This is a genomic window from Microvirga ossetica (assembly GCF_002741015.1).
Taxonomy (GTDB): domain Bacteria; phylum Pseudomonadota; class Alphaproteobacteria; order Rhizobiales; family Beijerinckiaceae; genus Microvirga; species Microvirga ossetica.
Genome location: NZ_CP016616.1, coordinates 1,188,422 through 1,214,670, shown reverse-complemented (window position 1 = coordinate 1,214,670; position 26,249 = coordinate 1,188,422). Strand labels below are relative to the sequence as shown.

The 26,249-nt window shown below is 64.1% G+C and carries 23 protein-coding genes; 13 read left to right on the top strand and 10 right to left on the bottom strand.

Going from position 1 to position 26,249, the window contains the following annotated elements; all coding sequences use genetic code 11:
• The first annotated feature begins 91 nt into the window (after positions 1 to 91).
• Entirely contained in the window at positions 92 to 1,426 is a 1,335-nt protein-coding gene (locus tag BB934_RS05690; protein ID WP_099508764.1) for a dihydroorotase, read from the top strand.
• Here the strand turns inward: BB934_RS05690 and BB934_RS05685 are convergent.
• The 5 genes from BB934_RS05685 to BB934_RS05665 all read right to left on the bottom strand — a co-directional run bounded on the left by BB934_RS05685 (position 1,423) and on the right by BB934_RS05665 (position 5,297).
• On the bottom strand, positions 1,423 to 2,082 hold the full coding sequence (locus tag BB934_RS05685) for a LysE family translocator (RefSeq protein ID WP_099508763.1): 660 nt from the start codon (positions 2,080 to 2,082) through the stop codon (positions 1,423 to 1,425). The genes BB934_RS05690 and BB934_RS05685 overlap by 4 nt on opposite strands.
• 276 nt (positions 2,083 to 2,358) lie before the next feature.
• On the bottom strand, positions 2,359 to 2,622 hold the full coding sequence (locus BB934_RS05680) for a hypothetical protein (protein WP_099508762.1): 264 nt from the start codon (positions 2,620 to 2,622) through the stop codon (positions 2,359 to 2,361).
• A 523-nt stretch (positions 2,623 to 3,145) separates the two neighbouring features.
• Positions 3,146 to 3,724 carry a TIGR02301 family protein gene (locus BB934_RS05675; RefSeq protein ID WP_099508761.1) on the bottom strand — a complete coding sequence of 193 codons (579 nt, stop codon included), beginning with the start codon at positions 3,722 to 3,724 and terminating at the stop codon, positions 3,146 to 3,148.
• Complete coding sequence (locus BB934_RS05670; protein WP_099508760.1) at positions 3,721 to 4,170, bottom strand: NUDIX hydrolase; 450 nt, start codon at positions 4,168 to 4,170, stop codon at positions 3,721 to 3,723. Before BB934_RS05670 ends, BB934_RS05675 begins: the two co-directional genes overlap by 4 nt.
• Positions 4,167 to 5,297 carry a citrate synthase family protein gene (locus tag BB934_RS05665; RefSeq protein WP_099508759.1) on the bottom strand — a complete coding sequence of 377 codons (1,131 nt, stop codon included), beginning with the start codon at positions 5,295 to 5,297 and terminating at the stop codon, positions 4,167 to 4,169. The genes BB934_RS05670 and BB934_RS05665 overlap by 4 nt, the downstream gene beginning before the upstream one ends.
• Before the next feature lie 75 nt (positions 5,298 to 5,372).
• Between BB934_RS05665 and BB934_RS05660 the strand changes: the two genes are divergently transcribed.
• Entirely contained in the window at positions 5,373 to 6,443 is a 1,071-nt protein-coding gene (locus tag BB934_RS05660) for a citrate synthase/methylcitrate synthase (protein ID WP_099508758.1), read from the top strand.
• A 1,327-nt stretch (positions 6,444 to 7,770) separates the two neighbouring features.
• A complete protein-coding gene (locus tag BB934_RS05650) occupies positions 7,771 to 8,079 on the top strand; it encodes a putative quinol monooxygenase (protein WP_099508756.1) in 309 nt (102 codons plus the stop codon).
• A 62-nt stretch (positions 8,080 to 8,141) separates the two neighbouring features.
• Here the strand turns inward: BB934_RS05650 and BB934_RS05645 are convergent, their stop codons facing one another.
• The 4 genes from BB934_RS05645 to pdxH all read right to left on the bottom strand — a co-directional run bounded on the left by BB934_RS05645 (position 8,142) and on the right by pdxH (position 11,039).
• Positions 8,142 to 8,798 carry an AbiU2 domain-containing protein gene (locus BB934_RS05645; RefSeq protein ID WP_099508755.1) on the bottom strand — a complete coding sequence of 219 codons (657 nt, stop codon included), beginning with the start codon at positions 8,796 to 8,798 and terminating at the stop codon, positions 8,142 to 8,144.
• A gap of 344 nt (positions 8,799 to 9,142) precedes the next feature.
• On the bottom strand, positions 9,143 to 9,580 hold the full coding sequence (locus tag BB934_RS05640) for a hypothetical protein (RefSeq protein WP_099508754.1): 438 nt from the start codon (positions 9,578 to 9,580) through the stop codon (positions 9,143 to 9,145).
• A gap of 23 nt (positions 9,581 to 9,603) precedes the next feature.
• Positions 9,604 to 10,326 carry an SDR family NAD(P)-dependent oxidoreductase gene (locus tag BB934_RS05635; protein ID WP_099512644.1) on the bottom strand — a complete coding sequence of 241 codons (723 nt, stop codon included), beginning with the start codon at positions 10,324 to 10,326 and terminating at the stop codon, positions 9,604 to 9,606.
• Between the two features lie 104 nt (positions 10,327 to 10,430).
• Complete coding sequence (gene pdxH / locus BB934_RS05630; protein WP_099508753.1) at positions 10,431 to 11,039, bottom strand: pyridoxamine 5'-phosphate oxidase; 609 nt, start codon at positions 11,037 to 11,039, stop codon at positions 10,431 to 10,433.
• 97 nt (positions 11,040 to 11,136) lie between these two features.
• Here pdxH and BB934_RS05625 point away from each other — a divergent pair, with 97 nt between their 5' ends.
• The 8 genes from BB934_RS05625 (at position 11,137) to ribB (ending at position 20,374) form a co-directional block, all read left to right on the top strand.
• Entirely contained in the window at positions 11,137 to 11,562 is a 426-nt protein-coding gene (locus tag BB934_RS05625) for an RT0821/Lpp0805 family surface protein (RefSeq protein ID WP_099508752.1), read from the top strand.
• A gap of 215 nt (positions 11,563 to 11,777) precedes the next feature.
• A complete protein-coding gene (locus tag BB934_RS05620) occupies positions 11,778 to 12,734 on the top strand; it encodes a DnaJ C-terminal domain-containing protein (RefSeq protein WP_099508751.1) in 957 nt (318 codons plus the stop codon).
• Positions 12,735 to 13,022: 288 nt separating this feature from the next.
• A complete protein-coding gene (gene fabI / locus BB934_RS05615; RefSeq protein ID WP_099508750.1) occupies positions 13,023 to 13,847 on the top strand; it encodes an enoyl-ACP reductase FabI in 825 nt (274 codons plus the stop codon).
• Between the two features lie 23 nt (positions 13,848 to 13,870).
• Positions 13,871 to 14,464 carry a histidine phosphatase family protein gene (locus BB934_RS05610; protein ID WP_099508749.1) on the top strand — a complete coding sequence of 198 codons (594 nt, stop codon included), beginning with the start codon at positions 13,871 to 13,873 and terminating at the stop codon, positions 14,462 to 14,464.
• A gap of 45 nt (positions 14,465 to 14,509) precedes the next feature.
• Entirely contained in the window at positions 14,510 to 14,929 is a 420-nt protein-coding gene (locus tag BB934_RS05605) for a hypothetical protein (RefSeq protein ID WP_099508748.1), read from the top strand.
• Positions 14,930 to 15,050: 121 nt separating this feature from the next.
• Complete coding sequence (locus BB934_RS05600) at positions 15,051 to 16,961, top strand: potassium transporter Kup (RefSeq protein WP_099508747.1); 1,911 nt, start codon at positions 15,051 to 15,053, stop codon at positions 16,959 to 16,961.
• A 918-nt stretch (positions 16,962 to 17,879) separates the two neighbouring features.
• Complete coding sequence (gene aroC, locus BB934_RS05595) at positions 17,880 to 18,995, top strand: chorismate synthase (RefSeq protein WP_099508746.1); 1,116 nt, start codon at positions 17,880 to 17,882, stop codon at positions 18,993 to 18,995.
• A gap of 89 nt (positions 18,996 to 19,084) precedes the next feature.
• Positions 19,085 to 20,374 carry a 3,4-dihydroxy-2-butanone-4-phosphate synthase gene (gene ribB / locus BB934_RS05590; RefSeq protein WP_099508745.1) on the top strand — a complete coding sequence of 430 codons (1,290 nt, stop codon included), beginning with the start codon at positions 19,085 to 19,087 and terminating at the stop codon, positions 20,372 to 20,374.
• Positions 20,375 to 20,548: 174 nt separating this feature from the next.
• Here ribB and BB934_RS05585 read toward each other — a convergent pair whose 3' ends face one another.
• A complete protein-coding gene (locus BB934_RS05585) occupies positions 20,549 to 21,490 on the bottom strand; it encodes a histone deacetylase family protein (protein WP_099508744.1) in 942 nt (313 codons plus the stop codon).
• 188 nt (positions 21,491 to 21,678) lie between these two features.
• Here BB934_RS05585 and BB934_RS05580 point away from each other — a divergent pair, with 188 nt between their 5' ends.
• Together BB934_RS05580 and BB934_RS05575 are read left to right on the top strand one after the other, a co-directional pair.
• On the top strand, positions 21,679 to 22,266 hold the full coding sequence (locus BB934_RS05580) for a L,D-transpeptidase (protein WP_099508743.1): 588 nt from the start codon (positions 21,679 to 21,681) through the stop codon (positions 22,264 to 22,266).
• 704 nt (positions 22,267 to 22,970) lie between these two features.
• A complete protein-coding gene (locus BB934_RS05575; RefSeq protein WP_162299144.1) occupies positions 22,971 to 26,231 on the top strand; it encodes a peroxidase family protein in 3,261 nt (1,086 codons plus the stop codon).
• Positions 26,232 to 26,249: the final 18 nt, after the last annotated feature.

The following is a 26,249-nucleotide window of genomic DNA, read 5'->3' as shown; positions in this document are numbered from 1 at the left end:
CGAAGCGGAAAACCGTGTCCACTTTTCCGCACGATGCGCTAGAAGCGTCACATATGCCCGTTCCGCAGCGGCCTCAAGGGATGAGATTGCCATGCCCCAAACCTTCGACCTGATCCTCAAAGGCGGCATCGTCGTGAATCACGACGGACGCGTGGAGCGCGACATCGGCGTGTGCGCCGGCCGGATCGCCGCCATCGGCGATTTGTCCCAGGCTTCCGCCGAACGGGAGATCGAGTGCCGGGGCCTGCATATCCTGCCGGGCGTGATCGACAGCCAGGTGCATTTCCGCGAGCCCGGCCTCGACCACAAGGAGGATCTCGAATCGGGGTCCCGCGCCGCCGTCATGGGCGGCGTGACCACCGTGTTCGAGATGCCCAACACCGATCCGCAGACCACGACGCCCGAGGCGCTCGCCGACAAGGTGCGGCGCGGCCATCACCGCATGCATTGCGACTTCGCCTTCTGGGTCGGCGGCACGCATGAGAATGCCAAGGACGTGCCGGAGCTGGAGCGCCTAGCCGGCGCCGTCGGCATCAAGGTGTTCATGGGCTCGTCCACCGGCTCGCTCCTCATCGAGGACGACGAAGGCATCGCCAATATCCTGAGCCGCACGCGCCGCCGCGCCGCGTTCCATTCCGAAGACGAGGCGATGCTGCGCGAGAGGAAGGGTTTGCGCGTCGAAGGCGATCCGCGCTCGCACCCGGTCTGGCGCTCCGCCGAAGTGGCCCTCGCCTGCACGCAGCGCCTCGTGCGCATCGCTCAGCGGACGGGTGCACGCATTCACGTGCTGCACATCACCACCGCCGAAGAGATGGCGCTTTTGAAGGATCACAAGGATCTCGTGTCAGTCGAAGTCACGCCGCATCACCTGACCCTCGCAGGGCCGGAGGATTACGAGCGCCTCGGCACCTACATCCAAATGAACCCGCCGGTGCGCGACGAGCTGCATCGCGCAGCGCTCTGGCAGGGGCTCGACGAGGGCATCGCCGACATCCTCGGCTCCGACCACGCGCCGCATACGCGCGAGGAGAAGGACAAGACCTATCCCAACACGCCCTCGGGCATGACCGGCGTGCAGACTCTCGTGCCGATCATGCTCGACCATGTGAACGCGAGCAGGCTCACGCTCGAGCGCTTCGTCGACATGACGAGCGCCGGACCCAAGCGCCTCTTCGGCATCGCCGACAAGGGCCGCATCGCCGTGGGCTACGACGCGGATTTCACCGTGGTCGATCTCAAGCGCGTCGAGACGATCCGCAACGACTGGATCGCGTCGAAATGCGGCTGGACGCCCTATGACGGCAAGAAGGTGACCGGCTGGCCCATCGGCACGATCGTGCGCGGCAACGTGGTGATGTGGGACGGCGCACTCGAGACGCCGTCTCAAGGAGAGGTGGCGCGGTTCGAGGAGACGCTTGCGCGTTAGCGGCGCATCGCCGATGCGTCGCCGCCGAGCGCGAGGCGCAGGCCGAGACCGACCATGACGATGCCGGCGAAGCGCTCCTGCCAGGCGATGAGGCCCGGCCGGCGCGAAAGCCAGTCGCCGATCGTTCCCGTGCCGAGCGCGACGCCGCCGAGCACGACGAAGCCGGAAAGCTTCTGGACGGCTCCGAGAAACAGCAATTGCGCCGTCACCGACCAGCCGCTCGCCGGATCGACGAATTGCGGCAGGAAGGCCAGCATGAACACCATCGCCTTCGGGTTGGTCAGGTTGTTGATCATGCCCTGACGCAGGGCGGCGATGTCCGAGATTGGCTTGGATGCTTTCCGCACGAGAGCGTGAGAGCCGCGAAAGGACCCGATGAGGAGCTTGGCTCCGAGCCAGACGAGATAGGCCGCACCCGACCAGCGCAGAAGATCGAAGGCCAGGGGCGAGGCCTGGAGGAGCGAGGTGACGCCGAGAGCCAGAAGCGGCAGCTGGACGAGGGCCGCCAGCAGCGTCATGCCGATCGCGGTGAGGACCGCCGTGCGGCGTCCCTGTCCCACGCCGCGGCTCAGCAGAAGAACCATGTCGGGTCCGGGAGCGAGCTGAAGCGCGAGCACAGCCGTATAGAAGGTCAGAAAGGTCGGCAGATCCAGCATCACGGAGCCTCTCGCGCGATGATCACGTCACGCGACAACCGCTACTTCACCCAGGCCATGTTCTGCAAGACGACACGATAGCCGTCTCAAAGGGAGCAGCCCGCACCACCACAGCCTCATCCTGAAGAGATGATTCAGCACCGTCTCGAAGGAGGATCTAGTGGTCTCTGGAGGCGCCCTCGTCCTTCGAGACGCTGCGCTCCTCAGGATGAGGGCTCAGGATCCAGGATGACTTATGAGTTGGCCTCAGGATGGGCCCGTCTTTTGCGAGACGTTTCAATGCTTCAGCGACATCGCCATCGAGAAGGCCCCCGTGCGGATCTTGTCCGGCAGGGTTGCGGCATATTCCGCAACGGCATCTTCGCCATAGGTGGCGACGAGTTCCGTAAAGGCGGCGAAGAGGGCGGCCTGTGCCATGCAGTCGCCGTCGAGCCCGTCGAGCTCGGCCTCGGCGAAGGCATCCGTCACATAGCTCAGGGCCGCCTGCTTGAGGGCGCTGAGTTCGGGCAGCTCGTCGAGAGGGACGTCGTTTTCGTTCATGATCCATGCCCCTTTGAAGGGGCGGCGCGCGAGTTCGGTTGAATCATTTGTAGACGTCGCGCCGACCCGCCGCCAGCATCACCTTGCAAGGAGGTTAACGCGAGAGGGGCTGTCCCGAAAAATGTGGATAAGAGGCGTCGGTGCAACACCTGTTTCCCTCCCCCTTGCGGGTAGGGGTGGTCCGACTGGATGAGCGATTGCGGAAGTGGTGCGGTCTCCCTCTCCCGGTTGGGAGAGGGTCGGGGTGAGGGAAGGCCGATGCCGGATGAAATGCAGCGGGTGACATGCTGCAGCGGAAGCGACGTTACCGAGCTGGTCGAGCGCCCCGCCCTCACCCCTGCCCCTCTCCCGCTCGGGAGAGGGGGCGCCGTAGCGATCATGATGCCTTCTAAAGAAAGCACTTTGCTCTGACTTTTCGACCCCCAGCCTTAATCCCTCCCCGCAAGGGGGAGGGAAGTTCGCGACACTCGTCGAGGGACGGATTCTCACAAGGCGCTGTGTATACACGTATTGTTCGGTAGCATCACCCGCCGTAGCGCCCGGTGATGCTGCGCGCGAGCTGCTCGCCTTCCCCTAAGAACCTGACGGACGCCTCCTGCGCGGACGGCGTGCAGACCCGATAGGTGAGGGCATAGGCCCGATAACCTTTGTTGTAGGCGCCGGCGAGCCGCTCGCGCCGGCCGGGCGTCGTTCCCTCGGCTTCGAGCAGGATCTGCATGCGCCGGCCCCATTCGGGCGCGTCGGGGGCGCTGCAGAGCGGGCGCAGCATGGCGAGCGACCCCATGATTTCGGCAAGCCGCAACAGCTCCTTCTCATAGGGAGCGGGAGGCGGTTCGACCACGGGCGCCGGTTCGGCCTGCTGTTGCGGCGGTTGCTGGGGGCGCTGGGATTGCGGCTGTTGGGGCCGTCGCTGCTGCTGCGGCGGCGGACGAAACTGAGGCTGGGTGCGGAATTGCTGCTGCGGGATCGGCTGACCCGGCTGACCTGGCTGCGGCTGCGGCCGGACGCCGAAGAGCCGCTCGAAGAAGCCTTGGGCCGTTGCGGGCGCGGGCGCGGCCAGCAGCAGGGCGGGGACGGCAAGAAGCAAGGCTCCACGCTTCATGCGTGTGAATCCGCCCGCGCGAGCCTGAAGACCTGCTTCAGAATTTCGGCCAGCCCTGCCGTCATCGGCAGATCGGCGATATCCCGTTCCGTGACCCAACGGATTTCCTTTGCTTCCGGACCTGTCTGGGGTTCGCCGGAGACCCAGCGGGCGGCATGGGCGGCGATGACGACATGATGCTTTATATGACCTTTGCCGTCCCTTTCAATGAATTCGACAGGCGCGATCAGGCCGATCATCGTGGCCTGGACCCCGACCTCCTCGCGCAGCTCGCGAAGGGCCGCCTCCGCCAACGTCTCGCCCACTTCCACCATGCCGCCCGGCAGGGAGAACAGCCCCTCGCTCGGCGGCTTGCCGCGCGCCGCGAGCAGGATCCGCCCGTCCCGGATCACGGCGACGGAGGCGGCGAGGATCGGACGGGCCGGGTAGAAGCGGTCGTTCGTCACGAGGATGTCCGTGCGGAAGTTTCGTCGGCCGCGATATAGCGAGCCCGCGGCCGGATGAGTGTCGCCTGGCTGCGCTGCTCGATGGCATGGGCGATCCACCCCGCTGTCCGCCCGACCGCGAAGAGGTTAAAGGCAGCGCCGACCGGCAGTCCATAGGCCCGCTCCATCATCACGAGGGCCACATCGATGCTGGGCCCGGCATTGGGGGCGACGGACATCGCCCGCAGGGTCGTGGCGTCGGAGGCAAGCAGGGGAACACGCTCCAGAACGGCCCCGGCCCGAGGGTCGCCTTCCGGGTAGAGGCGATGGCGGAGGCTGGGATGGGGCGATGTTCCAGGTGCATCGAGAAAGGTCCTGGCCCTCTCCGTCATGCCTCCGTGATAGGGACCGCTCAGGGCCGCGAGGCCGGCGATGACCGCATTGCGCAGGGACGCGCCGGTCGAGGCCGTGACCCGCACCGCGAAAGCCGAGGAGCTGAGCTCGTGGTCGGCGCACAGCACCAGCGTTCGCCGGATCGCCTCGGCGGCACGTGGTGGGGCCTTCCAGGCCGAGGCCAAATGGCGGTGGATCGGCTCGGTGACGGGATCGGCGCCGCTGGCCGCGGCAGCGACGAGGCGCAGGATCGCGGCCACCTCCGCCGCCCGGGTTTCCTTAGGGGCGGGCTCGGAGAGAAGGCGGATCGCCTGCGCGACGAAGTCATGAGGCCCGAAAGCGGGACCGGGCAGCGGGACCGGCAGTCGTGAGGACCGGCGGAAAGCCTCCTCGTCCAGGGCGCCGGTCAGGAGTTGCGCCACGTCCTCGAGCGTGGCGGTCCGGGCCAGGGCGATGGCGTCCTGCCCGCGATAGAAGAGCCGCCCGTCCCTGATCTGGGTGATGCTCGTCTCCAGCACCGGCAGGCCCCAGTCGAGAGCGGTCGCGGCCGCGACGGCCGGGCGGCGGAACCGCGCCTTTCGCTCCGCCAGCGTCTCCACATCCTCGAGAGCGTAGAGACGCTGGCGCGGGTCATGCGGCGAGGAGAAGGAGCGGATAAGCCCGCGACTCACATAGGCATAGAGGCTCGCCCGGCTGATGCCGAGGCGGGACGAGGCCTCTTCGGCCGTTGCGAGGTCGAGGGATGCAGCGTCCATATGTTGATATGTTGATTCAAGATTGACCGCGCGGCAAGTCCGGCGTGAAGCTCTCCCACAGCAAGGAGAAAACTCATGACAATCGGACTCGACGACGTGGTGGCGGCTGAGACGTCTCTCAGCCATGTGGATGGCGAGGCGGGCCGTCTGATCATAGCCGGGCACGACCTCGAAGAACTCGCCGGTCATGTGGATTTCGAGGACGTAACGGCGATGCTCTGGGACGGTCTCGTTGCGAACGCCGCAACCGGCCCGCAAGCGCTTCTGGGCGAGGCCCGGCAGAGGGCCTACGCCCGTCTCGCGCCGCTTGCTCCGCAACTCGCCGGTCTCACGCCGGTGGAAGGCATGCGGCTGCTGTTGGCGAGCCTGCCCGATGCGGAGGAGGACCATGCCGCCCTGGCCGTCGGCGCAGCGGGCGTCGCGGCTGCCATGGCGGTGCGGGGCGCTAAGGGCCTTGCGCCGGTTGCGCCCGATCCATCGGCAGGTCATGCCGCCGACATCCTGCGCATGATGCGCGACGCGCCGGTCTCAGAAGGCGAGGCAAAGGCCCTCGACACCTATCTCGTGACGGTCATCGACCACGGGCTCAACGCTTCTACCTTCACGGCGCGGGTGGTGGCCTCGACCCAGGCCGGTCTCCTCTCCGCCGTGGTGGCGGGGCTCTGTGCGCTGAAAGGGCCGCTCCATGGCGGGGCGCCCGGCCCGGTGCTCGACATGCTCGACGCGATCGGCTCGATCGGGAACGCGGAGGCCTGGCTCGACGACGCCATGGCCCGGGGCGAGCGCCTCATGGGCTTCGGCCATCGCATCTACCGGGTGCGCGATCCGCGCGCGGATGTGCTGAAAACGGCGGTCGGAAAGCTGAAGGGACAAGACAACCGCATCGCCTTTGCCGAGGCTGTTGAGGCCACAGCCCTCACGGTGCTGGAGCGCCGCAAGCCCGGACGCCGGCTCGATATCAACGTGGAATTCTATACGGCCATCCTGCTCGATGCCCTCGGCGTCCCGCGCGAGGGCTTCACGCCGCTCTTCGCCGCCGGCCGCACGGCAGGCTGGGCGGCCCATGCGATCGAGCAGGCCGGGACCAGCCGGATCATCCGCCCGCAGTCGCGCTATGTCGGGGCGTGGCCGGCGCAGGCGGCGTAATGCCTGGTCCTCCGGTCGCTGAAGAAGGCATCCCGCGGCTCGTTTGACATCTTGAGGAGGACACAAGCTTCCGTCTCAATCCACCATTCCTTAGACCATGTGCTTCTGGTCGGTGAACTCGGAGATGGCAGTGGTGTCGCGGGAGTAAGTCATATCGCCGTTTTGCGCTCAGGACGTAATTTTTCCGCTTATCCAGGGCGTGTCGACCGCCTGTGGCGCATCTCACAGATCAGTCTTTGCGGAGTGGGCCAAAGTGACCGTTCGCCGTCGGAGCACATCCTCGGCGGAACCGCGCAGCCTTACTGGAAAGGACGTCTCATGAACGGCTACAACATCCCTTACGACTCGAGCGGCAACGAACCGCCTGGAATTGCTGTGGGAGAACCCAATCCGGGAGAACCCATACCGGTGGAACCGAACGGCGGTCCTGGCGGCGACGTGGGTCCGCTATACGGCGGACCGTTGTCACACCTGTTAGAGGATCTGTCGTCCTGGTTCCCGAGCGATGACGGTCATGGCGGCGGCGAACCTCCGTTTTGTGGAACGCCCCCTGGTTCGGGTGGTGGACCCGTCATCATGCCCGCTTACGGCGAAGCCCCCCTTGGTCCCATCGAACCCCTGGAAAGCTGGTAACCCAGCTCGGAGCGTCGCAGGTCAAAAACCTGCGACGCTCTTTCGTCAGGCTTTCATTTAGGCCAGATGGTCCATGGGCTGCGGGCGTCTTCCAGCTTCTGCATGGTCTCGCCGACGCTTGAACCAACTTTCCCCTGAAGCGGTTCTTTCTCGACGAGGAGAACACGCACTATGAAGGCGCTTTGTACACTGGCAGCTTTGGGGCTCACCCTTATCGCCTCAACGGCCCCAACATCAGCTCAACCTTACGGTCGCCCAGGTTACGGCTACGAGAACCCCGACTACGATTATAGGGAGCCCGGCCCCAGATACAGAGAGCGCGACTATAGGTACGAGGAGAGAGGTCCCAGATACAGACAGCGGGATTATGGCTACGAAGAGCGCGGTCCCAGGTCCCGAGATGGTAGGTATGCGTTCAATGAACGCGAGTATTTGCGTTGCAATCCGGACGTCCTCCGAGCTGTCAGGCGCGGCGAAATCGCCTCCGGCGTCCAGCATTATCTGACATTTGGCATCAATGAGGGTAGGGCGCTCAGCTGTCGGTAATTCCCTCGGGAACTGCCGACTGCGAAAGAAAAACACCTGGGAAGCGTCGGGTGTTGCGGCGGCAGAGGCTTGGTCAGTCTAGGTATCGCTGGTGATTGCTCCATATCCAGTCCAGCGGTTCCTACCTTGCAACGAAAGTGATCCCGGCATGACCAAGCTCGCTTTGTATGTGCCCTTAGAAGCCCAATCAGGAAAAGAGGAAGAAGCTGCGGAGTTTCTCCGTTCGGCCTTGCCGCTCGTTGAGGAGGAGCCAGGCACGACAACTTGGTATGCTGTGCGGTTTGATCACAACACTTTTGCGATTTTTGACGCGTTCCCGGATGAAGAAGCTCGGAATGCTCATCTTGCCGGCAAGGTCGCTGTGGCTTTGAGCCAGCGAGCGCCTGACCTCTTCGTTGATCCATTTGAGATCAAACGCTTGGAGATCTTAGCATGCAAGCCGCATCAACCCCGGTGAGCTCGGAGGTGGCGGCGGTGTCGCGGGAGTAGGTCATAGGGTAAGGATAGCTCTGAAAGTTATCAATGATCAGGCTTGGGCCAAACAACTTTACCGAAGAAGTCATTTGCTTCGGCCCGAGCTTGATGCTGAACAAGAGAATAATCAAGTTCCTCACCCGACTCAGCCCAAGCTAAAGTTGAAGCGGCGCGGATGGCCGTGTTGATCAGAAATTCCGTATCGTCAGTACGAGCAATTTCATATGATCTCCTGCGCTCTTCGCGCGTTTTAACTACAGGGTGGGCAATGAATTTATTTCGGTGGTTCCGAACACGCTGTATCTCCTCTGAATTTTCTGCTTCATTTATGGCTTCAATGGCAGTTCGAAGCCGTTCGATCTTCGCTGGATTCTCAGGAGACTCGGGCGTCTTGCCCTCCGCGATTTTAGCGATTACTTCGAAAACCTCAGGGCTTTCAAGAAGTGCCGCAATGGACGGCAACCCAAAGCCCGATAATTCGGGTTTATCCCAGAGACGGCAAACGTGGGAAATTTCGAACTGTGTTATGGTCATCATGAAAGTAAAGATTGGAGCCGAAGGGGGAGCCTCAAAATATTGGTCAAACGACGGAAGAAGAGCGAGTCTCTGGGCGTGGAGATTGATGACTTCCGTGATCAGTTCCTTTGTTCGCTCAAGCCGCAAGCGCACTATCGAAAGTCTTTCGTTCGGGGCGAGGTCCAAGAACGGATTCTCTCACTGCTTCACCGACGCATTTCTCTTCGCGTGATCTTTCTCGCCCACTCTATCGCCCCACAATGAAGCTCTACCATAGCGGCTTGCTGAGCCCGAAAACAGTCTTTCCCGATGAAGCCCGAAAGGGCTGAAGGAGGGCACAAAAGCCCGATTTCCTTTAGACGATTCACTACGTTCAAATCATTACGTGGTAAGGCTTTGAGGTTGATTTCCTCTCTCGAACGTGCCGGACGATTCACTTATCCCCCTCCCTGTCTGGGAGAGCGGAGAGAGGCGCAACCTGCCGTCGTAATGCGGTAATGGCTCGGCCCGCGCAGGCGGCGTGAGGCTTCCTATTGCGCCGGCTCGTCCGGCCGCTGCGCCAGACACGGATCGAGGACGATGAAGTCGGGGTTCGGGCGGCTGTAGCCGCCGGTGACCGTCACCACGTCGCCCACCTTCAGGTCGTTGGTCTGGTAGGTGACGCAGAGCACCTTCGGGTCGGGCGGCGTGCCGCACAGGCCGAGATAGGCGAGGGTGCCGTCGAAATGGACGAGGGCGAGGGGTCCGGTGACGCTGAAGTCGATGCGGGTCGCGCCCGTCTCCCGGTCCTGGGTCAACGCGCGAACCTCATGGCATTGCGGCGTGTAGGTCGGCTTCATGTCCGGATCGGCGAAGGGGTTCTTCTCTGGTTCCTCCTGACCGAGAGCCGATGCGGCGCAGAGGATCAGCGCCGCCGCGAGGAGAGGCGGAAAGCATCGTGCCCGGCTCGGGGCAAGGCGCGGGAGCATGGGTCACCTTTGCGCAGGATGTGTCAGACGTGCTGGCCGCCATTAATGTGGAGTTCCGCGCCGGTGACGTAGGAACTCGCGTCGGTGCAGAGGAAATAGATCGCCTTGGCGACCTCGTCGGGCGTGCCGAGCCGCCGCAGCGGCAGCTGCTCGACGATCTTCTCGGTTCCCGGCGACAGGATCGCGGTGTCGATCTCGCCGGGGGAGATGGCATTCACGCGCACCCCGAGCGGCCCGAAATCGGCAGCCATCTCGCGGGTCAGCGCGGCGAGCGCCGCCTTCGAGGTGGCATAGGCCGCGCCTGCGAAGGGGTGGACGCGGGAGCCCGCGATGGAGGTCACGTTGACCACCGAGCCCTTGGCCTTCGTCAACTCGTCCTGGAGGCCGCGGGCCAGCATGATCGAGGCGAAGAAATTGACCTGGAAGACCTGCAGCCAATCCTCGTAGCGGGTGTCGACCGCCCCGAGCCGCGAGCCCCCCGGACCCTTCGGCGAGATGCCCGCATTGTTGACGAGCGCATGCAGGCAGCCGCCCTCGACGGCGAGCCGCTCCTTCACCTCGGCGATGGCGCGCAGGGTGTCCTCGGCATTCGAGAGGTCGACCTGGAGATGGTCCTCCGGCCCCATCTCCCACGGGCAGTTCTCCGGAAAACCGTGACGGGAGCAGGTGATGACCCGCCACCCGGCCGCGGAGAAGCGTTTGACCGTGGCATGCCCGATCCCCCGGCTGGCGCCGGTGAGCAGCATGATGCGGCGGGAATTGCTGGGGGAGGAGGACATCGGGTTTCTCGTGTGAGGGGCCAGACCCTTAGACCGGTTGCGTCGCAGGGTCTATGGCGTAACGCTGCATCTCAGGGATAAAGCCGCACCTTGCGCCAGCCCTCGCCCTCGCGGCTGAAGACCGCGCGATCGTGGAGGCGGAACGGCTTGTCCTGCCAGAACTCGATGGAGACCGGCGCGATGCGGAAGCCCGTCCAGTAGGGTGGGCGCGGCACCTCGCCGATGGCGTATTTCGCCGTGTTGAGCGCTACCGCCTTCTCCAGGGCGAAGCGGCTCTCGAGCGGGCGCGATTGCTGGCTCGCCCAGGCGCCGATGCGGCTGTCGCGGGGGCGGCTCTGGAAATAGGCGTCGGCCTCGGCCTCGCTCACCAGGGTGATCGGCCCGCGGGCGCGCACCTGGCGGCGCAGGCTCTTCCAATGGAGCACGATCGCGGCCTTCCTCTGCCCCAGCAATTCCCGGCCCTTGTTGGATTCCGTGTTGGTGTAGAACACGAAGCCGTTCTCGTCCGCGCCCTTCAGCAGCACCATGCGCACGTTCGGCAGCCCGGTCTCGTCCACGGTGGCGAGCGCCATGGCGTTGGGGTCGTTGGGCTCTGAGGCCTCGGCCTCGGCCATCCAGGCCTTGAACAGGGTGAAGGGCTCTTCCGACTCGGTAAAGTCACCGGTTGTTAACGGGTTCACTGCTTATCTCGTCCTGTGACATTAGGTTTTGGGGACCCGACGCGTGACGTGGATCAATGCGCGCCGTTATAGATCAGATGCCGTCCTGAGCGAAGCCATGAAGCTGGTGGCGGTCGGCTTGATTGCGTTGTCTGCGAGCGCATGCAGCTATTCCTTCGGCCTCTCGGGCCTCGACGAGGACGAGCCGAAGTCGACCGGCGCCATCGCCACCAGGGCCGTCACCCACCTTTCCGCAGACCTCGACGAAGAGGATTGGAGGAGGGCCAAGGCTGCCCTCGCGGTGGCTCTCGATCCCCAGGGACCCGGCACCCAGGTGTCGTGGGACAACCCCGCCAGCACCCGGAAGGGCACTTTTACGCCGACCGGCGCGCCCTTCGTCAAGGACGACGAGATCTGCCGGGACTTCTCCGCCCATCTCAGCAGTCCCTCCGCATCCGCCCTGCGGGGCATGGCCTGCCGCCCCTCCGGAGGCGAGTGGGCGATCAAGGAGATCAAGCCGACGAAGGGCGCTGCCAAAGCCTAGGTCTCGCGAAAAGGGCGTTGCAAACGGGCAACACTTTGCCCATATGACCGTCAAACCCGTTGAGCTTCAGCGCATCGTGCGGAAAAGTGGATCCGGTTTTCCGATCCGAACGATGCGCCAGCTCAGAAGATGAGCATCGGAAGGATCCCAAAAGTGCAAATCCACTTTTGGGTCCGATGCTAAAGCTCCCAATCTGACGGCTCCAGGATTCCACAATGCGCAACCCCTACGACGTTCTAGGCGTATCCCGCTCCGCGAGCGAAGCGGAGATCAAGAAGGCGTTCCGCAAGCTTGCCAAGACCTATCATCCGGACAGCAACACGAACGACCCCAAGGCCAAGGACAAGTTCGCGGAGGCGAACTCGGCCTACGAGATTCTCGGCGACGCAACCAAGCGCGCGCAGTTCGACCGCGGCGAGATCGATGCCGAGGGCAAGCCGCGCTTCCAGGGCTTCGAGGGCTTCGGCGGCGGACGCGGCGGCGCCCGGTCCGAGGACTATTCCGGGTTCAGCGGCTTTTCCGGCTTCGGCGGGGGCTCCCGGCGGGCGAAGAGCGGCGGCTTCGGCGCCGATCTCGGCGACGACGTGTTCTCCCAGCTCTTCGGCGAGGCCTTCCGCTCGGCCGGCGGCGAGGGCACGCGCCAGAGCCGCAGTCGCGGCCAGAAGATGAAGGGCGAAGACGTCGCCGCCACCCTGACCGTGACCCTGGAGGACGTGGCGCAGGAGGCCAAGAAGCGCCTGCGGCTCTCGACCGGCCGCGACGTGGACGTGGTCATTCCCAAGGGCGTGAGCGACGGCCAGGTGATCCGCCTGCGCGGCTTAGGCCAGGGCGCCCCCGGCATCGATCCCGGCGATGCGCTCCTGACCATCGCGTTTGCGCCCCATGAGCGCTTCACCACCGAGGGCTCGGACCTGCGTCTGCGGCTGCCCGTCGAGATCGAGGAGGCCGTCCTCGGCGGCTCCGTGCGCGTGCCGACCCTGACGGGCTCGGTCGAGATGAAGATCCCGCCGCTGACCAATTCCGGCCGCACCTTCCGCCTGCGCGGCAAGGGCCTGCCCACCAAGACCGGCCATGGCGACCTCCTGGTCACCACCGAGATCAGGCTGCCGGAGGTCATCGACGAGGACCTGATGGACTACGCCCGCAGGCGCACTTCCGCGAAAGCGAAGTAGGGTGCGGGCTTTGGAAAGTTCGCGCTTGGATGCTGGCCCGGGAAAGCCCTCCTCCCCCTTGTGGGGAGGAGTTGGAGGTGGGGGTGTCGGCGCCGGACCTTGATAGGCTATCGCTCACACCCCCACCCTGACCCTCCCCACAAGGGGGAGGGGAAAGGCGCTTTGCTCGGTGGAGGCGTCGCCGAAGACATTGTGAACCAGCCTTCCGAACAGGGCTTCCCCGTGGTCGCCGGGTCGGTTAAAGAGGCCGTTCCTTATTGACCTGTCCAGCGACGATCTAGGTGAACCATGGCGGAGACAAAGGCCCCCGGCATTCTGGCCGGCAAGCGCGGCTTGATCATGGGCGTGGCGAATAATCGTTCCATTGCCTGGGGCATCGCCCAAGCGGCGCGCCAGCACGGGGCGGAACTCGCCTTCACCTATCAGGGCGATGCGCTTAAAAAACGCGTGGAGCCCCTGGCGAAGGAGCTCGACGCTGCGGTCGTCGGCCATTGCGACGTGACGGACGGCGCCACCATCGATGCCGTTTTCGAGGAGGTGCGCCGCCTCTGGGGCTCCATCGACTTCGTGGTCCATTGCATCGCCTTCTCGGACAAGGACGAGCTCACCGGCCGCTATGTGGAGACATCCGAGGGCAACTTCACCAAGTCTCTGCTGATCTCGTGCTATTCCTTCACGGCGATCGCCCAGCGCGCCGAGAAGCTGATGAACGCCGGCGGCTCGCTGCTCACGCTCACCTATTACGGCGCCGAGAAATGGATGCCGCACTACAACGTCATGGGCGTCGCCAAGGCCGCGCTCGAGGCCTCGGTGCGCTATCTCGCCGCCGACCTGGGCCCCAAGAACATCCGCGTCAACGCGATCTCGGCAGGTCCCATCAAGACGCTCGCCGCCTCCGGCATCGGCGATTTCCGCTACATTCTGAAGTGGAACGAGTACAACTCGCCCCTGCGGCGCACGGTCACCATCGAGGAGGTCGGAGAGACGGCGGCCTACCTCGTCTCCGACATGTCGCGCGGCATGACCGGCGAGATCCTGCATGTGGATGCGGGCTACCACGTGGTCGGCATGAAGAACCCGGAAGCGCCGGATCTGTCGCTCGACAAAGACTGAACTCGACAACCGGACTTGAAGCTGTGACCGCGTCTCGACCGACGATCTACTTCATTCGCCACGGCGAGACGGACTGGAACCTCGAAGGCAGGCTCCAGGGGCAGAAGGACATTCCGCTCAACGATGTCGGCCGCGTCCAGGCCGAGGAGGCGGGGCGCCGCCTCCAGGCGCTCGCCCCCCACGTGGAGGATCTCGCCTATATCGCGAGCCCCATGACCCGCACCCGCGAGACCATGGAGATCCTGCGCGAGACCCTCGGCCTTCACCCGGAATCCTACAAGCTCGACGAGCGCCTGGTCGAGCTGACCTTCGGCGTCTGGGAGGGCATGACCTGGAAGGAAGTGCGCAAGGCGGAGCCGCAGCTCGCAGCGCTTCGCGAGCAGGACAAGTGGCACTACGCCCCGCCCGGCGGCGGCGAAAGCTATGCCATGCTGGTCGAACGCACCCGCCCGTTCCTCGACGACCTCACCCGCGACACGGTGGTGGTGGCCCATGGCGGCGTCGCCCGCGCGTTCCTCTCCATCGCCTGCGGCGTTTCCTCAAGACAGGCGGCGAGCCTGGATATCTGGCAGGGCCGAGTGCTCGTGATCGAGGGGCGCAGTCACCGCTGGGTGTAATCGTATCGTTGCGATAACCTTCGCCGCACTTGCGCGTTGATAGACATGCAATACATCTGCGACGCACCCGGAGGGAAGAGCTGGTTCCGGATCGAGACCGAAGGCGAGGCCGCTTTCGAATCCGATTCCATGAGCCACGCCGTCGAGAAGCATTTCCGGCATGCCTGGGAAGCCGCGACGGACAGCTACCAATCGGCCGGGCGCTCCTTCGTCGAACAGAACATCGGCCTGAAGGACCACGTGCGGCGCGTCATGCCCCTGTTCATGACCCTGCGCGACGTGGAGGGAAATACGCTCGCCACCGCGATGCTGCCGCCGGGCGGGCAATACGATCCCGGCTTCAGGATCATCATCGTCGGGTCCTCGAACCGCGATCCCTATCCGGAGCACGAGGGAGCCATCGCCAGGCTGGGCCAGCATTTCGGCCTCAATCTCGACCGCAGCCACTGCTTTCCCTACGGCTGACCTGCGCGGCGGGAAAATAAGCTCGCCGCAGGAAGCTCCTGCCCCTTGTCGCGTAACTCGGCAGTATCATCTCACACGATACCCGAGCGCATGAGAATGCGCGCCGAGCATTTGGACCGTCATGGCCACAGTCGCTGACGCCCATGCCGACGACAGCAGAGCCGGAATCGCCTCGCGGGCGGTCGTCCTCGGCGCCCTGGGAGTCGTGTTCGGCGATATCGGCACCAGCCCGCTCTACGCGCTGAGGGAGGCGGCCATGGCCGCAGGCCACGGCGTCCTGTCGCGAGAGACTGTGATGGGGGTTCTGTCCCTCATCCTGTGGGCACTCTTCATCGTCATTTCGGTCAAGTACTGCCTGTTCATCCTCCGCGCCGACAATCGCGGCGAGGGCGGCATCATCGCGCTGCTCGCCCTTCTGGGCGTACGGCGCATTCAGCCCGGTTCCTGGCGCGTCTACCTGGCGGTGTTCGGCCTTGTGGGCACTGCCTTGCTCTACGCGGACGGCGCGATCACGCCCGCCATTTCCGTCCTGAGCGCCGTCGAAGGCCTCGCCGTCGGTTCCGAGCAGTTCGAGCCTTACGTGCTGCCGATCACCATCGCCATTCTGGTGGCGCTGTTTTCCGTGCAGCGCATGGGCACTGGCCGGATCGGCCGGATCTTCGGACCGTTCATGCTGATCTGGTTCTCGGTTCTCGGCCTGCTCGGGCTCGGCAGCATCGTCGCCGCGCCCGGAGTGGTGGCCGCGATCAACCCGGTTTATGCGCTCTCCTTCATGATCCATACGGATGTGGCGGTGACGCTTGCCGTCCTCGCGGCCGTGTTTCTCACCGTGACGGGCGGCGAGGCCCTCTACGCGGATCTCGGCCATTTCGGTCCCGTCCCGATCCGGATGGCCTGGTTCTTCGTCGTTCTGCCTGCCCTGATGCTGAATTATTTCGGCCAGGGAGCCCTGCTCCTGACCCATCCCGAATCCCTGGAGAGCCCGTTCTACCACCTGGCGCCGGACTGGGCGCATTATCCGCTGGTCGTCCTGGCGACGCTCGCCACCGTCATCGCCTCTCAGGCGGTGATCACCGGGGCCTTCTCCCTGACGCAGCAGGCGATCCAGCTCGGCTTCCTGCCCCGGATGCGGGTCATCCACACGTCGACCCACGAGCGTGGGCATGTCTATGTGCCGTTCGTGAACTGGGCCCTCGCCCTGCTGACCTTCGCGGCCGTCCTCGGCTTCGGATCGTCGAGCAACCTTGCCGGCGCCTATGGCCTTGCGGTCTCGCTCGACATGGTGATCACCACGATCCTGGCGACCTTCGTCGCCCTGCACTGGGGCCACCGGCCCGTGCTGGTCTATCTGCTGAACGGTTTCCTGCTGCTGGTCGATCTCGTCTTCTTCGCCGCGAACACGACCAAGCTGCTCGACGGCGGCTGGTTCCCGCTTCTCATCGCATCGACCGTGGCCTTCATGATGCTGACCTGGCGCAAGGGACAGCAGCTCGTCCAGCGCGCACGCACGCACTTACGCATGTCGACGCGGGAGTTCCTCCATCTGCTCGAGGAGAAGCCGCCGATCCGGATTCCGGGAACGGCGGTGGTCATGTCCGCATCGCCCAACGGGATTCCCGGCACCCTCCTGCATCACCTGAAGCACAACCGGGTGCTGCACGAGAGCGTGTTCCTCGTCTCCGTGGTGGTTACCGACGAGCCTACTGTCGCGGACGAGGCCCGCCTTCACCTGATCCCGATCGGGGAGGGCGTCCAGCGCCTCGTCCTGCGTCTGGGCTTTACCGAAAAGCCCAATGTGCCGGCGACGTTGCGCTTTGCGGCCGCCCGCCTCGACCTGCCCGATCTCGACCCGGACACCATCACCTATTACGTCGGCCGCCAGACGGTCGTCGCGACGCGCACGCTTGCCGGCATGGCTTTCTGGCGCGAGGTGATCTTCGCCATGCTCAACCGGAACGCCGAGCTGACGGCGGATTATTTCTGCATCCCGGCCTCGCAGGTGGTTGAGATCGGAAGCTCGATCGAGATTTGACAAGATGTGGGTGTCATTCACCGCAGCCGCAGGGCGGAATGAATCTCGCGGCCTTCTCCCTCTCCCGGCCGGGAGAGGGTCGGGGTGAGGGAAAGGTCGGTGTCGGAGAGGGTGCTGCGATTGACGCTTTTGTCAGGGGCAGGTGGTGCCCTGTCCTGAAAACCTCAAACTCTCACTCCCATCAGGGGAGGAGAGACCCGAGTGTCATCCCCGGCGGCCGTAAGGCCGGGAAGGGGATCCCCTCACAGGCTCGGCGGGTCAATGGATTCCCTTCCCCTCCGATGGCTGCGCTCTGGCCAAGCATGACACTGACGGTTCGCCTCACCCACCCACGTCATCACCGGCCTCGTGCCGGTGATCCCGATGCGAGAGGCGCGGCGCTCTTCGAGTCGGGATGGCCGGCACAAGGCCGGCCATGACAGTGGGAGTGTGACGAGAGGGCGACGAGAGGGGCGAGCGGAAGAGCGCGGGCAACGTTATGTTCTCACTTTGTTCTTGACATCATTACCAATCTTAGCTATACCCTTGCGCAAGATCTGCTCCTGACGAGGGGCGCGCTCGCGAGGCGTCGCAGTGTGGGAGCAGGCACGGTCCCGTGACAGGTCTCGCAAACCTGTCGACGGGAGGCCCAGGCTGCGTGCCGCTGAATAGGGATTGGTCCCAGGCCCCCGCTGACCTTGCGGTTCCCGCCTGGCGCAGTCGCCGAACCGGCACCGCCTGTCCGCCTAAAAAAGCCGTGCGCGAAGCGGCCTCCCGGCTCTTCCATTTCACACCATGCATCATCGAGCCGGGCCGCCCTTCGCGCCACCCTCGATTACCCAAAGGCTCGCAGCACATCGCTGCGGGCCCACAGGTGCTGGCCAAGCGTGACACCGGAGCGCTTTGGTTCTAAGACGCCTTGAACCCTGAAGAAGCGCCATGTCCCACAACACGTTCGGCCACCTGTTCCGCGTCACCACCTTCGGCGAGAGCCATGGCCCCGCGCTCGGCTGCGTGGTCGACGGCTGCCCGCCCATGATTCCCCTCGAGGTGGAGGAGATTCAAGGAGAGCTCGACCGGCGCCGGCCGGGCCAGTCGCGCTTCACGACGCAGCGCCAGGAGCCCGACCAGGTGAAGATCCTCTCCGGCGTGTTCACCGACGAGCGCACGGGCAGGCAGGTCACCACCGGCACGCCTATCGCGCTCCTGATCGAGAACGTGGACCAGCGCTCCAAGGATTATTCGGAGATCAAGAACTCCTATCGTCCCGGCCACGCCGATTTCACTTACGACGTGAAATACGGCATCCGCGATTATCGCGGCGGCGGCCGCTCTTCGGCCCGCGAGACGGCAGCCCGCGTGGCCGCAGGCGCCATCGCCCGAAAGGTTCTGCCCGGCGTCACGATCCGCGGAGCCCTCGTGCAGATGGGCCCGCATGCCATCGACCGCGGCAACTGGGATTGGGACGAGATTTCCCGCAACCCCTTCTTCTGCCCCGATGCGAAGGCGGCGCAATTCTACGAGGAATATCTCGACGGCCTGCGCAAGCACGGCTCCTCCATCGGCGCCGTGCTCGAGATCGTGGCCGAAGGCGTGCCGGCGGGCCTCGGCGCGCCGATCTACGGCAAGCTCGATGGGGAACTCGCCGCGGCGCTGATGTCGATCAACGCGGTCAAGGGTGTCGAGATCGGCGACGGCTTCGCGGCGGCGACGCTCCGCGGCGAGGAGAATGCGGACGAGATGCGCCCGGGCAACCGGGGTGCGCCGACCTTCCTCTCGAACCATGCCGGCGGCGTGCTCGGCGGCATCTCCACCGGCCAGCCCGTGGTGTGCCGCTTCGCGGTGAAGCCGACCTCCTCGATCCTCACCCCCCGCGCCAGCGTCACCCGCTCGGGAGGCGAGGCCGAGGTCCGGACCAAGGGCCGGCACGACCCATGCGTCGGCATCCGGGCCGTGCCGGTGGGCGAGGCCATGGTCGCCTGCGTCCTGGCCGACCAGTTCCTGCGCCATCGCGGACAGGTGGGCGAGAGCGCACCCTGGCCGTTCGGAGGGTGAGCTTGCTGTTCTGCTAAAGGCATTTATGCAAAGCGCGGTCAGCAAATTTTAGTTTTACTAAAATCCTCTCTTCGACTAAACCTCCGGGCATGAGACTGGCTCAGTGGCTATCCCGCAATGGCATGTCGCGCGTGGAATTCGCGCGGCGGATCGGCGTCACGCCCGGCGCCGTGACCCAGCTGTGCAACTCGGCCCAGGCTTGGCTGTCCCGCGACACGGCGCAATTGATCGCCCGTGAAACCCGCGGAGCCGTCACCCCGAACGATTTTCTGCCCGCATCCGCTCAGGAGACCCTGATGTCCCATTCCGTCACCGAAGCCATCGAGGCTTTCGCTCGCGGTGAAATCGTCATCGTCACGGACGACGACGACCGCGAGAACGAGGGCGACCTGATCGTCGCAGCCTCGCTCTGCACGCCGGAAAAGATGGCCTTCATCATCCGCAACACCTGCGGCATCGTCTGCGCACCGCTCACCGTCGCGGAAGCCCGCCGCCTGCGCCTCGATCCGATGGTCGCCTCGAACGACGCGCCGCTGGGCACCGCCTTCACCGTCACGGTCGACGTGAAGCATGGGCTGACCACCGGCATCTCCGCCGAGCAGCGCTCGAACACCGTACGCGCGCTCGCCAACCACAACATGGGCGCGGCCGATTTCGTCCGTCCCGGCCACGTCTTCCCGCTGATCGCCAAGGACGGCGGCGTGCTCATGCGCTCGGGCCACACGGAAGCGGCCGTCGACCTGTGCAAGCTCGCCAACCTGCCGCCCGTTGGCGTGATCTGCGAACTCGCCAACGATGACGGCACGGTGATGAAGGGCGTGCAGATCGACGCCTTCGCCGAGAAGCACAGCTTGCGGCGCATCTCGGTCGCCGATCTCATCGCCTATCGCCAGGCACGCGAGAAGCTCGTGGAGCGCATCGGGACGTTTCCGGTCGAGACCGAGTGGGGGCCGTTCACCGGCTATGCCTATTCGACCCCCTTCGACAGCGTGCAGCACATGGCGCTTGTCCACGGTCGGATCGGCGACGGCACGAACATCCCCGTGCGCCTGCACCGCGCCAATGCGCTCACCGACGTGTTCGAGGGCGGCAAGACGGTGAACGCGGCCCTGCAGCGTTTCGTCAAGGAGGGCAGGGGCGTCCTGGTTTATCTGCGCGACGGAACCGCGGGCGTGCCGACCACGTCCTTTTCGGAGCACGAGGAGTCGGCTTCGGAGACCATGCGCTCGAGCCAGTGGCGCGAGATCGGCCTCGGCGCGCAGATCCTGAAGGACCTCGGCGTCGCCTCCATCCGCAATCTCGCGACCTCGAGCCGCTCCTATGTGGGCCTCTCCGGCTTCGGCATCGAGCTGCTCGGCGAGGAACACATCGAGTGTTGAGATGCTGTCTCAAACTCTGTCATTCCGGGGCGCGCCTCTGGCGCGAGCCCGGAATCCATAGCCGCTGACGGTTCCGAAAGAGGCACGACGTTCCGCAGTCTTTCTTGAAACGACGTGTTTATGGATTCCGGGCTCGGCCTTTGGCCGCCCCGGAATGACAGTAAGGCTTCAAGACTAAGCGCCCGTCTCACGCCCCATGAGGGCATCGAGGTGAAACGCCGTAGACTTCGCGAGCCCCTCGAGGTCGTAGCCGCCTTCAAGAACGGAGACGATCCGCCGGCCGCAATGACGCTCGGCCAGATCCATCAGCTTCTGGGTCGCCCAGGCGAAATCCGATTCGGTGAGGTTCAGGCCCGCCAGCGGATCGCGCCAATGGGCATCGAAGCCGGCGGAGATCACGATCAGGTCCGGCGAGAAGGCATCGATGCGGGGGAGGATGACGGTGTCCACCGCCTCGCGGAACGCCTCGCTGCCATCGCCGGCCCTCAAGGGGGCGTTGACGATGGTGCCGTGCTCGCCCCTTTCCGAGATCGCGCCGGTCCCCGGATAGAGCGGCGCCTCGTGGGTCGAGCAATAAAGCACGCTCGCGTCCGACCAGAGGATGTCCTGCGTGCCGTTGCCGTGATGCACGTCCCAATCGAAGATCGCGACGCGCTCGGCACCGTGCTTCGCCTGGGCATGGCGGGCGGCGATGGCGGCGTTGTTGAAGAAGCAGAACCCCATGGCTCGGACGCGCTCGGCATGGTGTCCCGGCGGGCGCATGGCCACGAAGGCGTTGGTCGCCCGCCCGGACATGACCTCGTCGACGGCCAGCACCGCACCGCCGGCGCCGCGCAGGGCGGCCTCGTAGGTTCCCGGCGACATCACCGTGTCCTCGTCGATCCTGACTACCCCTTCTCGGGGGCTGATCTCGCGCAGCCGGAGGATGTATGGTTCCGGATGAGCGAGCGCGACACTCTCTGTCTCCGCCATCGGCGCCTGCTCCCGGACGAGCGCGGTGAAGCGCTCCTTTTCCAGGGCGCGCTCGATGGCGCGGATGCGGTCGGGCCGTTCGGGATGTCCAAGCGGTGTCAGGTGATCGAGGCTGGCCGGATGGGCGATGTAGAGCGTGGACATGGGCATTCTTGCAAGAGGGGCGCCGCCAGTGTCGCAGCGTCACGAGCACCTGTCCATGTTGTTGCGATGCAACACTTTCCGGAGCCGAGCCGTGTCATGGTGTGTTTCGATTCGACTTCACTCCGTCGCGGACTATAACCCGCCCGGAATGAATCTTGGCCATAATTGAGCCTGCAGAGCTTTACACGATGCGTCTATTCCGACTGCCCCTTCTTTTGGCAACGATCGCGGTCCTCGCCGGGTGCAATTACAAGGGCATCCCCGATCCCCAGGTCTCGGCCCGCGACGCCGAATGGATTGCGCGCGTTCCGAAGGCGGAGGACGATCCGCGCTTCGGGCGCTATGTGATCGACGATCCTACCGGGGAGGCGCCCGGCACCATCGTCGTGGATACGAAGGAGCGTCAGCTCTATCTCGTGCAGCCCAACCGCAAGGCGATTCGCTACGGCGTGGCCGTGGGCGACGAGGCCTATGGCTGGACCGGCACGGCGAGCATCGCGCGCAAGGCGGAATGGCCCGACTGGAACCCGCCGGCAGAGATGAAAGCGCGCTGGCCCCACGTGCAGTACACAAAGGGCGGCCCGGACAATCCCCTCGGCGCACGCGCTCTTTATCTGTACGAGGGCAACAAGGACACGCTCTATCGCATTCACGGCACCAACGAGCCCGAGAAGATCGGCCACGCGGTGTCCTCAGGCTGCATCCGGATGCGCAACATCGACGTGATCGACCTCTACAACCGTGTTCCGGCGAACACGAAGGTCATCGTCCGCTAGAGCCTCTGGCCTGTAAGCGAGAAGCACTTTTAGGCTTCTTCCGATGCGCCCTTTTCGAGCGGCGCATCGTCCGGCGCGGATGCCGGCAGACAGCTTTTCAAGCGCAACACGTTAGATTCGCCGCGCGATCGGCTTAGCTGTCTTGGTGTGGAGCGGAAGGCAGTCGTCTGGCTGCCTGATGCCTTTGCTGCTCTTCCGGTTGTGATGCCGGCCAGCCTTGAGCGAAATACTGGGTGTGAGGATAGACTGTTGCTTGGACCCCGAATCCGGCCATGTGTCCGGCTTGGCCATACGGCGTCTTCTATTGGATTGATTCGCATTTGATCGGTTGAACCGAAAAGCGCGGGCGCATTCTCTTCTACCGAGGGATTAACCCGACCGTGCGTTAAGCTGAGCTAGCATAGGCCAAAGCTGTCGATACATCCTTTTCTATCTGGAAACAGCTTCGCTCAGACCTGCTCGTCATGAGCGCAATTGCCGATATTCAATAAGATATTTTCAGTAAACATAGTTTACTACTTTAATATAAATCTATCTTATTTTGCATGAAGTGCGCGTCACTTGCATAAAATATGCAGAATTGTCGATTTAGATAAGTAATAGATCGAAAATAGTAGTATTTTCGGCGATTTTTTAACTTATCCTCGCCACAAAGCATGGCCCTACTCCTCCGTCCCGCCGGACCAATCCCGAGGAGACATGTCATGTTGCTCATACGGTCCGATCTCGACTTCATTCTTGCACAAATCCTCTCAAGCGAAGCGCATACGCCGATCGGCGATCCGTCCCTGCCGTTCGGGATTCGAACGGTCAGCGGCGCGGGCAACAGCATCGTCACCGGTCATTACGATTATGGCGCCGCGGATCATATCTTTCCGCGACTGACCGATCCCGAATTTCGCATTGCCGAGAACGGAACCTCGTACGGACAGGCCAGCGGCATGGTGATGGATTCGCAGCCGCGGACCATCAGCAACCTGATCGTCGATCAGAATGGAAAGACCAACCCCGCGGCGCTCGCCGCCGATGGGGACGGGGACGGACTGATCGGGAACGTTGCGCCCGATGCCAACGCGGCGCCGTTCAATCAATGGTTCACCCTGTTCGGCCAGTTCTTCGATCACGGTCTCGACCTCGTCAACAAGGGGAAGAGCGGAGCGGTTCTCATTCCGCTCCAGCCGGACGATCCGCTCTATGTGGCCGGCAGCAAGGAAAACTTCATGGTGCTGACGCGGGCCACCAATCAGCCGGGACCCGACGGGAAGGTCGGCACGGCGGATGATATCCACGAGCAGACCAATCAGACCACACCGTTCATCGACCAGAACCAGACCTACACTTCGCATCCTTCGCACCAGGTGTTTCTGCGCGAATACGTGCTCGATGCGAGCGGCAAGCCGGTAGCTACCGGTGCCCTGCTCGATCATGCCGGCGGCGGTCTCCCGACCTGGGGCGATATCAAGGCCCAGGCCAGAACCATGCTCGGCATCGACCTTGCCGATGAGGACGTGACCAGTATTCCGCTGCTCGCGACGGACGAGTACGGCCAGTTCATTCGCGGTCCTAACGGCTTCGCGCAGCTTGTCCTTCCGGGGAAAGACGGACGCGCGGGCACCGATGACGACGTTCTCGTCGAAGGCAATCCATCCGCTCCCATCGATACGACAGGCGCTGCCCATACGGGGCATGCCTTCCTCGACGACATCGCGCATGATGCTGTCCCGACCGGCAAGGTCGCCGATGGCGATATCGAAGTCAGCCTCGCCAATCTCGACGGCTCGGATACGACCGGCAATTACGACAACGAGCTTCTCGATGCGCATTTCATCACCGGCGACGGGCGCGGAAACGAGAATATCGGCCTGACGGCCGTGCATCACATCTTCCACGCCGAGCACAACCGCTTGCTCGGCGAGATAAAGGATGTGATCCGCGCCGAACTTCCTGCCGATCCAGCCTTTGCCGCTCAGTGGCTGCGGCCGGGAGCGGATGTGACCGATGGCATCCAGGAGAGCGAATGGAATGGCGAGCGCCTGTTCCAGGCCGCACGTTTCGGCACCGAGATGCAGTATCAGCACCTGGTGTTCGAGAATTTCGCGCGGCGCATCCAGCCCAACATCGACGAGTTCGAAGCGCACGACGTCACCATCGATCCCGCTATCGCGGCGGAGTTCGCGCATACGGTCTATCGCTTCGGGCATTCCCTGCTGCGGGAGACCGTCGACCGCATCGATGCCGATGGCAACGTTGTCGATGCGGATCCCGGCACGGCGGGCGATCAGCAATTAAGCCTCGTGAGCGCTTTCCTGAATCCGGTGGCCTATGCACAGCAGGGCATATCCGGCAATGCGGCGGCGGAGATCGTGCGCGGCGCTACCAACCAGCAAGGCAACGAAATCGACGAATTCGTGACCGGTGCCCTGCGCAACAGCGTCCTTGGATTGCCGCTCGACCTTGCCGCCATCAACCTCGCCCGAGGACGTGATACGGGCATTCCATTCCTCAACACGGTGCGCGAGAAATTCTTCGACGGGACGGGGGATTCCGATCTCAAGCCTTACGAGAATTGGACGGAGTTCGGCGGCAACATTCGCCATCCCGAATCGCTGATCAACTTCATCGCGGCCTACGGCGGTCATCCTCTTCTCGCCGCGGCGACGACAACCGCGGAAAAGCGTGAAGCCGCCATGGAGATCGTCCTCGGTCGCAGCGATGATTCGGCAACACCGGAAAACGAAAGCACCGGACCGGACACCGACTTCCTGAATGGCACCGGTGAATTCGCAGGGCGGGAGACGGGCGTCGACGAGATCGATCTCTGGATCGGAGGATTGGCCGAAAAGCCCTTGGCCTCCGGCGGCCTTCTCGGTTCGACATTCAACTTCGTCTTCGAGACGCAGATGGAGAAGCTGCAGAATGGTGACCGCTTCTACTACCTGTCGCGTTTGGAGGGCACGAACTTCCTGACTCAGCTCGAAGGAACGTCCTTCTCCGAACTGGTGATGCGCAACACCGGCGCGAAACATCTTCCCTTCGATGTCTTCTCGGTGCCCGATTTCACGATCGAGGCGAATGATCCGTCGACCTATCAGACGGGCGATGCGGGTGGAGTCGTGCAGCGCGACGGCTGGATCTACTACAGCGGCAATTCCCATGTTGTCATGGGCGGCACGGAGCTGACGGATCGGATGCAGGCCGGTGACGGCGATGACACGCTCTGGGGCGATGGCGGCAACGATGTGCTCGTCGCAGGTCTCGGCAACGATGCGCTCATCGGCGACGATGGCAACGACCGGATGTCGGGCCAGGACGGCGACGACTTCTTCAAGGGAGGGGGTGGCGACGACAGCATGGAAGGCGGGCGCGGAGACGATTTGCTCGTCGGGCTCGAGGGGCGCGACCGCATCTCGGCCGGTGCCGGTGACGACGAGGCCTTCGGCGGTCTCGACAATGACCACATCGATGGCGGCAGCGGCGACGACGATCTGCTTGGGAACGAAGGCGACGACTGGATCAAGGGCGGCGCGGGCAACGATCATCTGACCGGAGACAACGGCAATCCGTTCGGCGGGCCGCTCGCGGATTTCGACACAGCCGTCTTCTCGGGCCGTTTCCACAACTATACCATCCGACACAATGCCGACGGCACATTGACCGTCACGGACGAGACGGGAAAAGACGGCACCGACACGCTCGTCAACATCGAGAAAATGCAATTCTCGGACCGGTCGGTCCTCGTCGATGACGGGTTGGCCTTCAAAGGAGGAACAGCTCCAGATGCAGTGTCCCTTGATCCTGCAACGCAAGCCTCGGCCGCGGATCTCGGAAGCGTGGTGTCGGGATCCGATGACGGACAATCGCCTCATGATGCCGTGAGCGACGGAGGCGTCGCTCACGATCTGTCGCACGCGGACTCGAACCCGCAGCCACTGTCATTCAGTCAGGGCGATGTCATTTTGGTCTAAGCGGGCAGGTGATGCTGC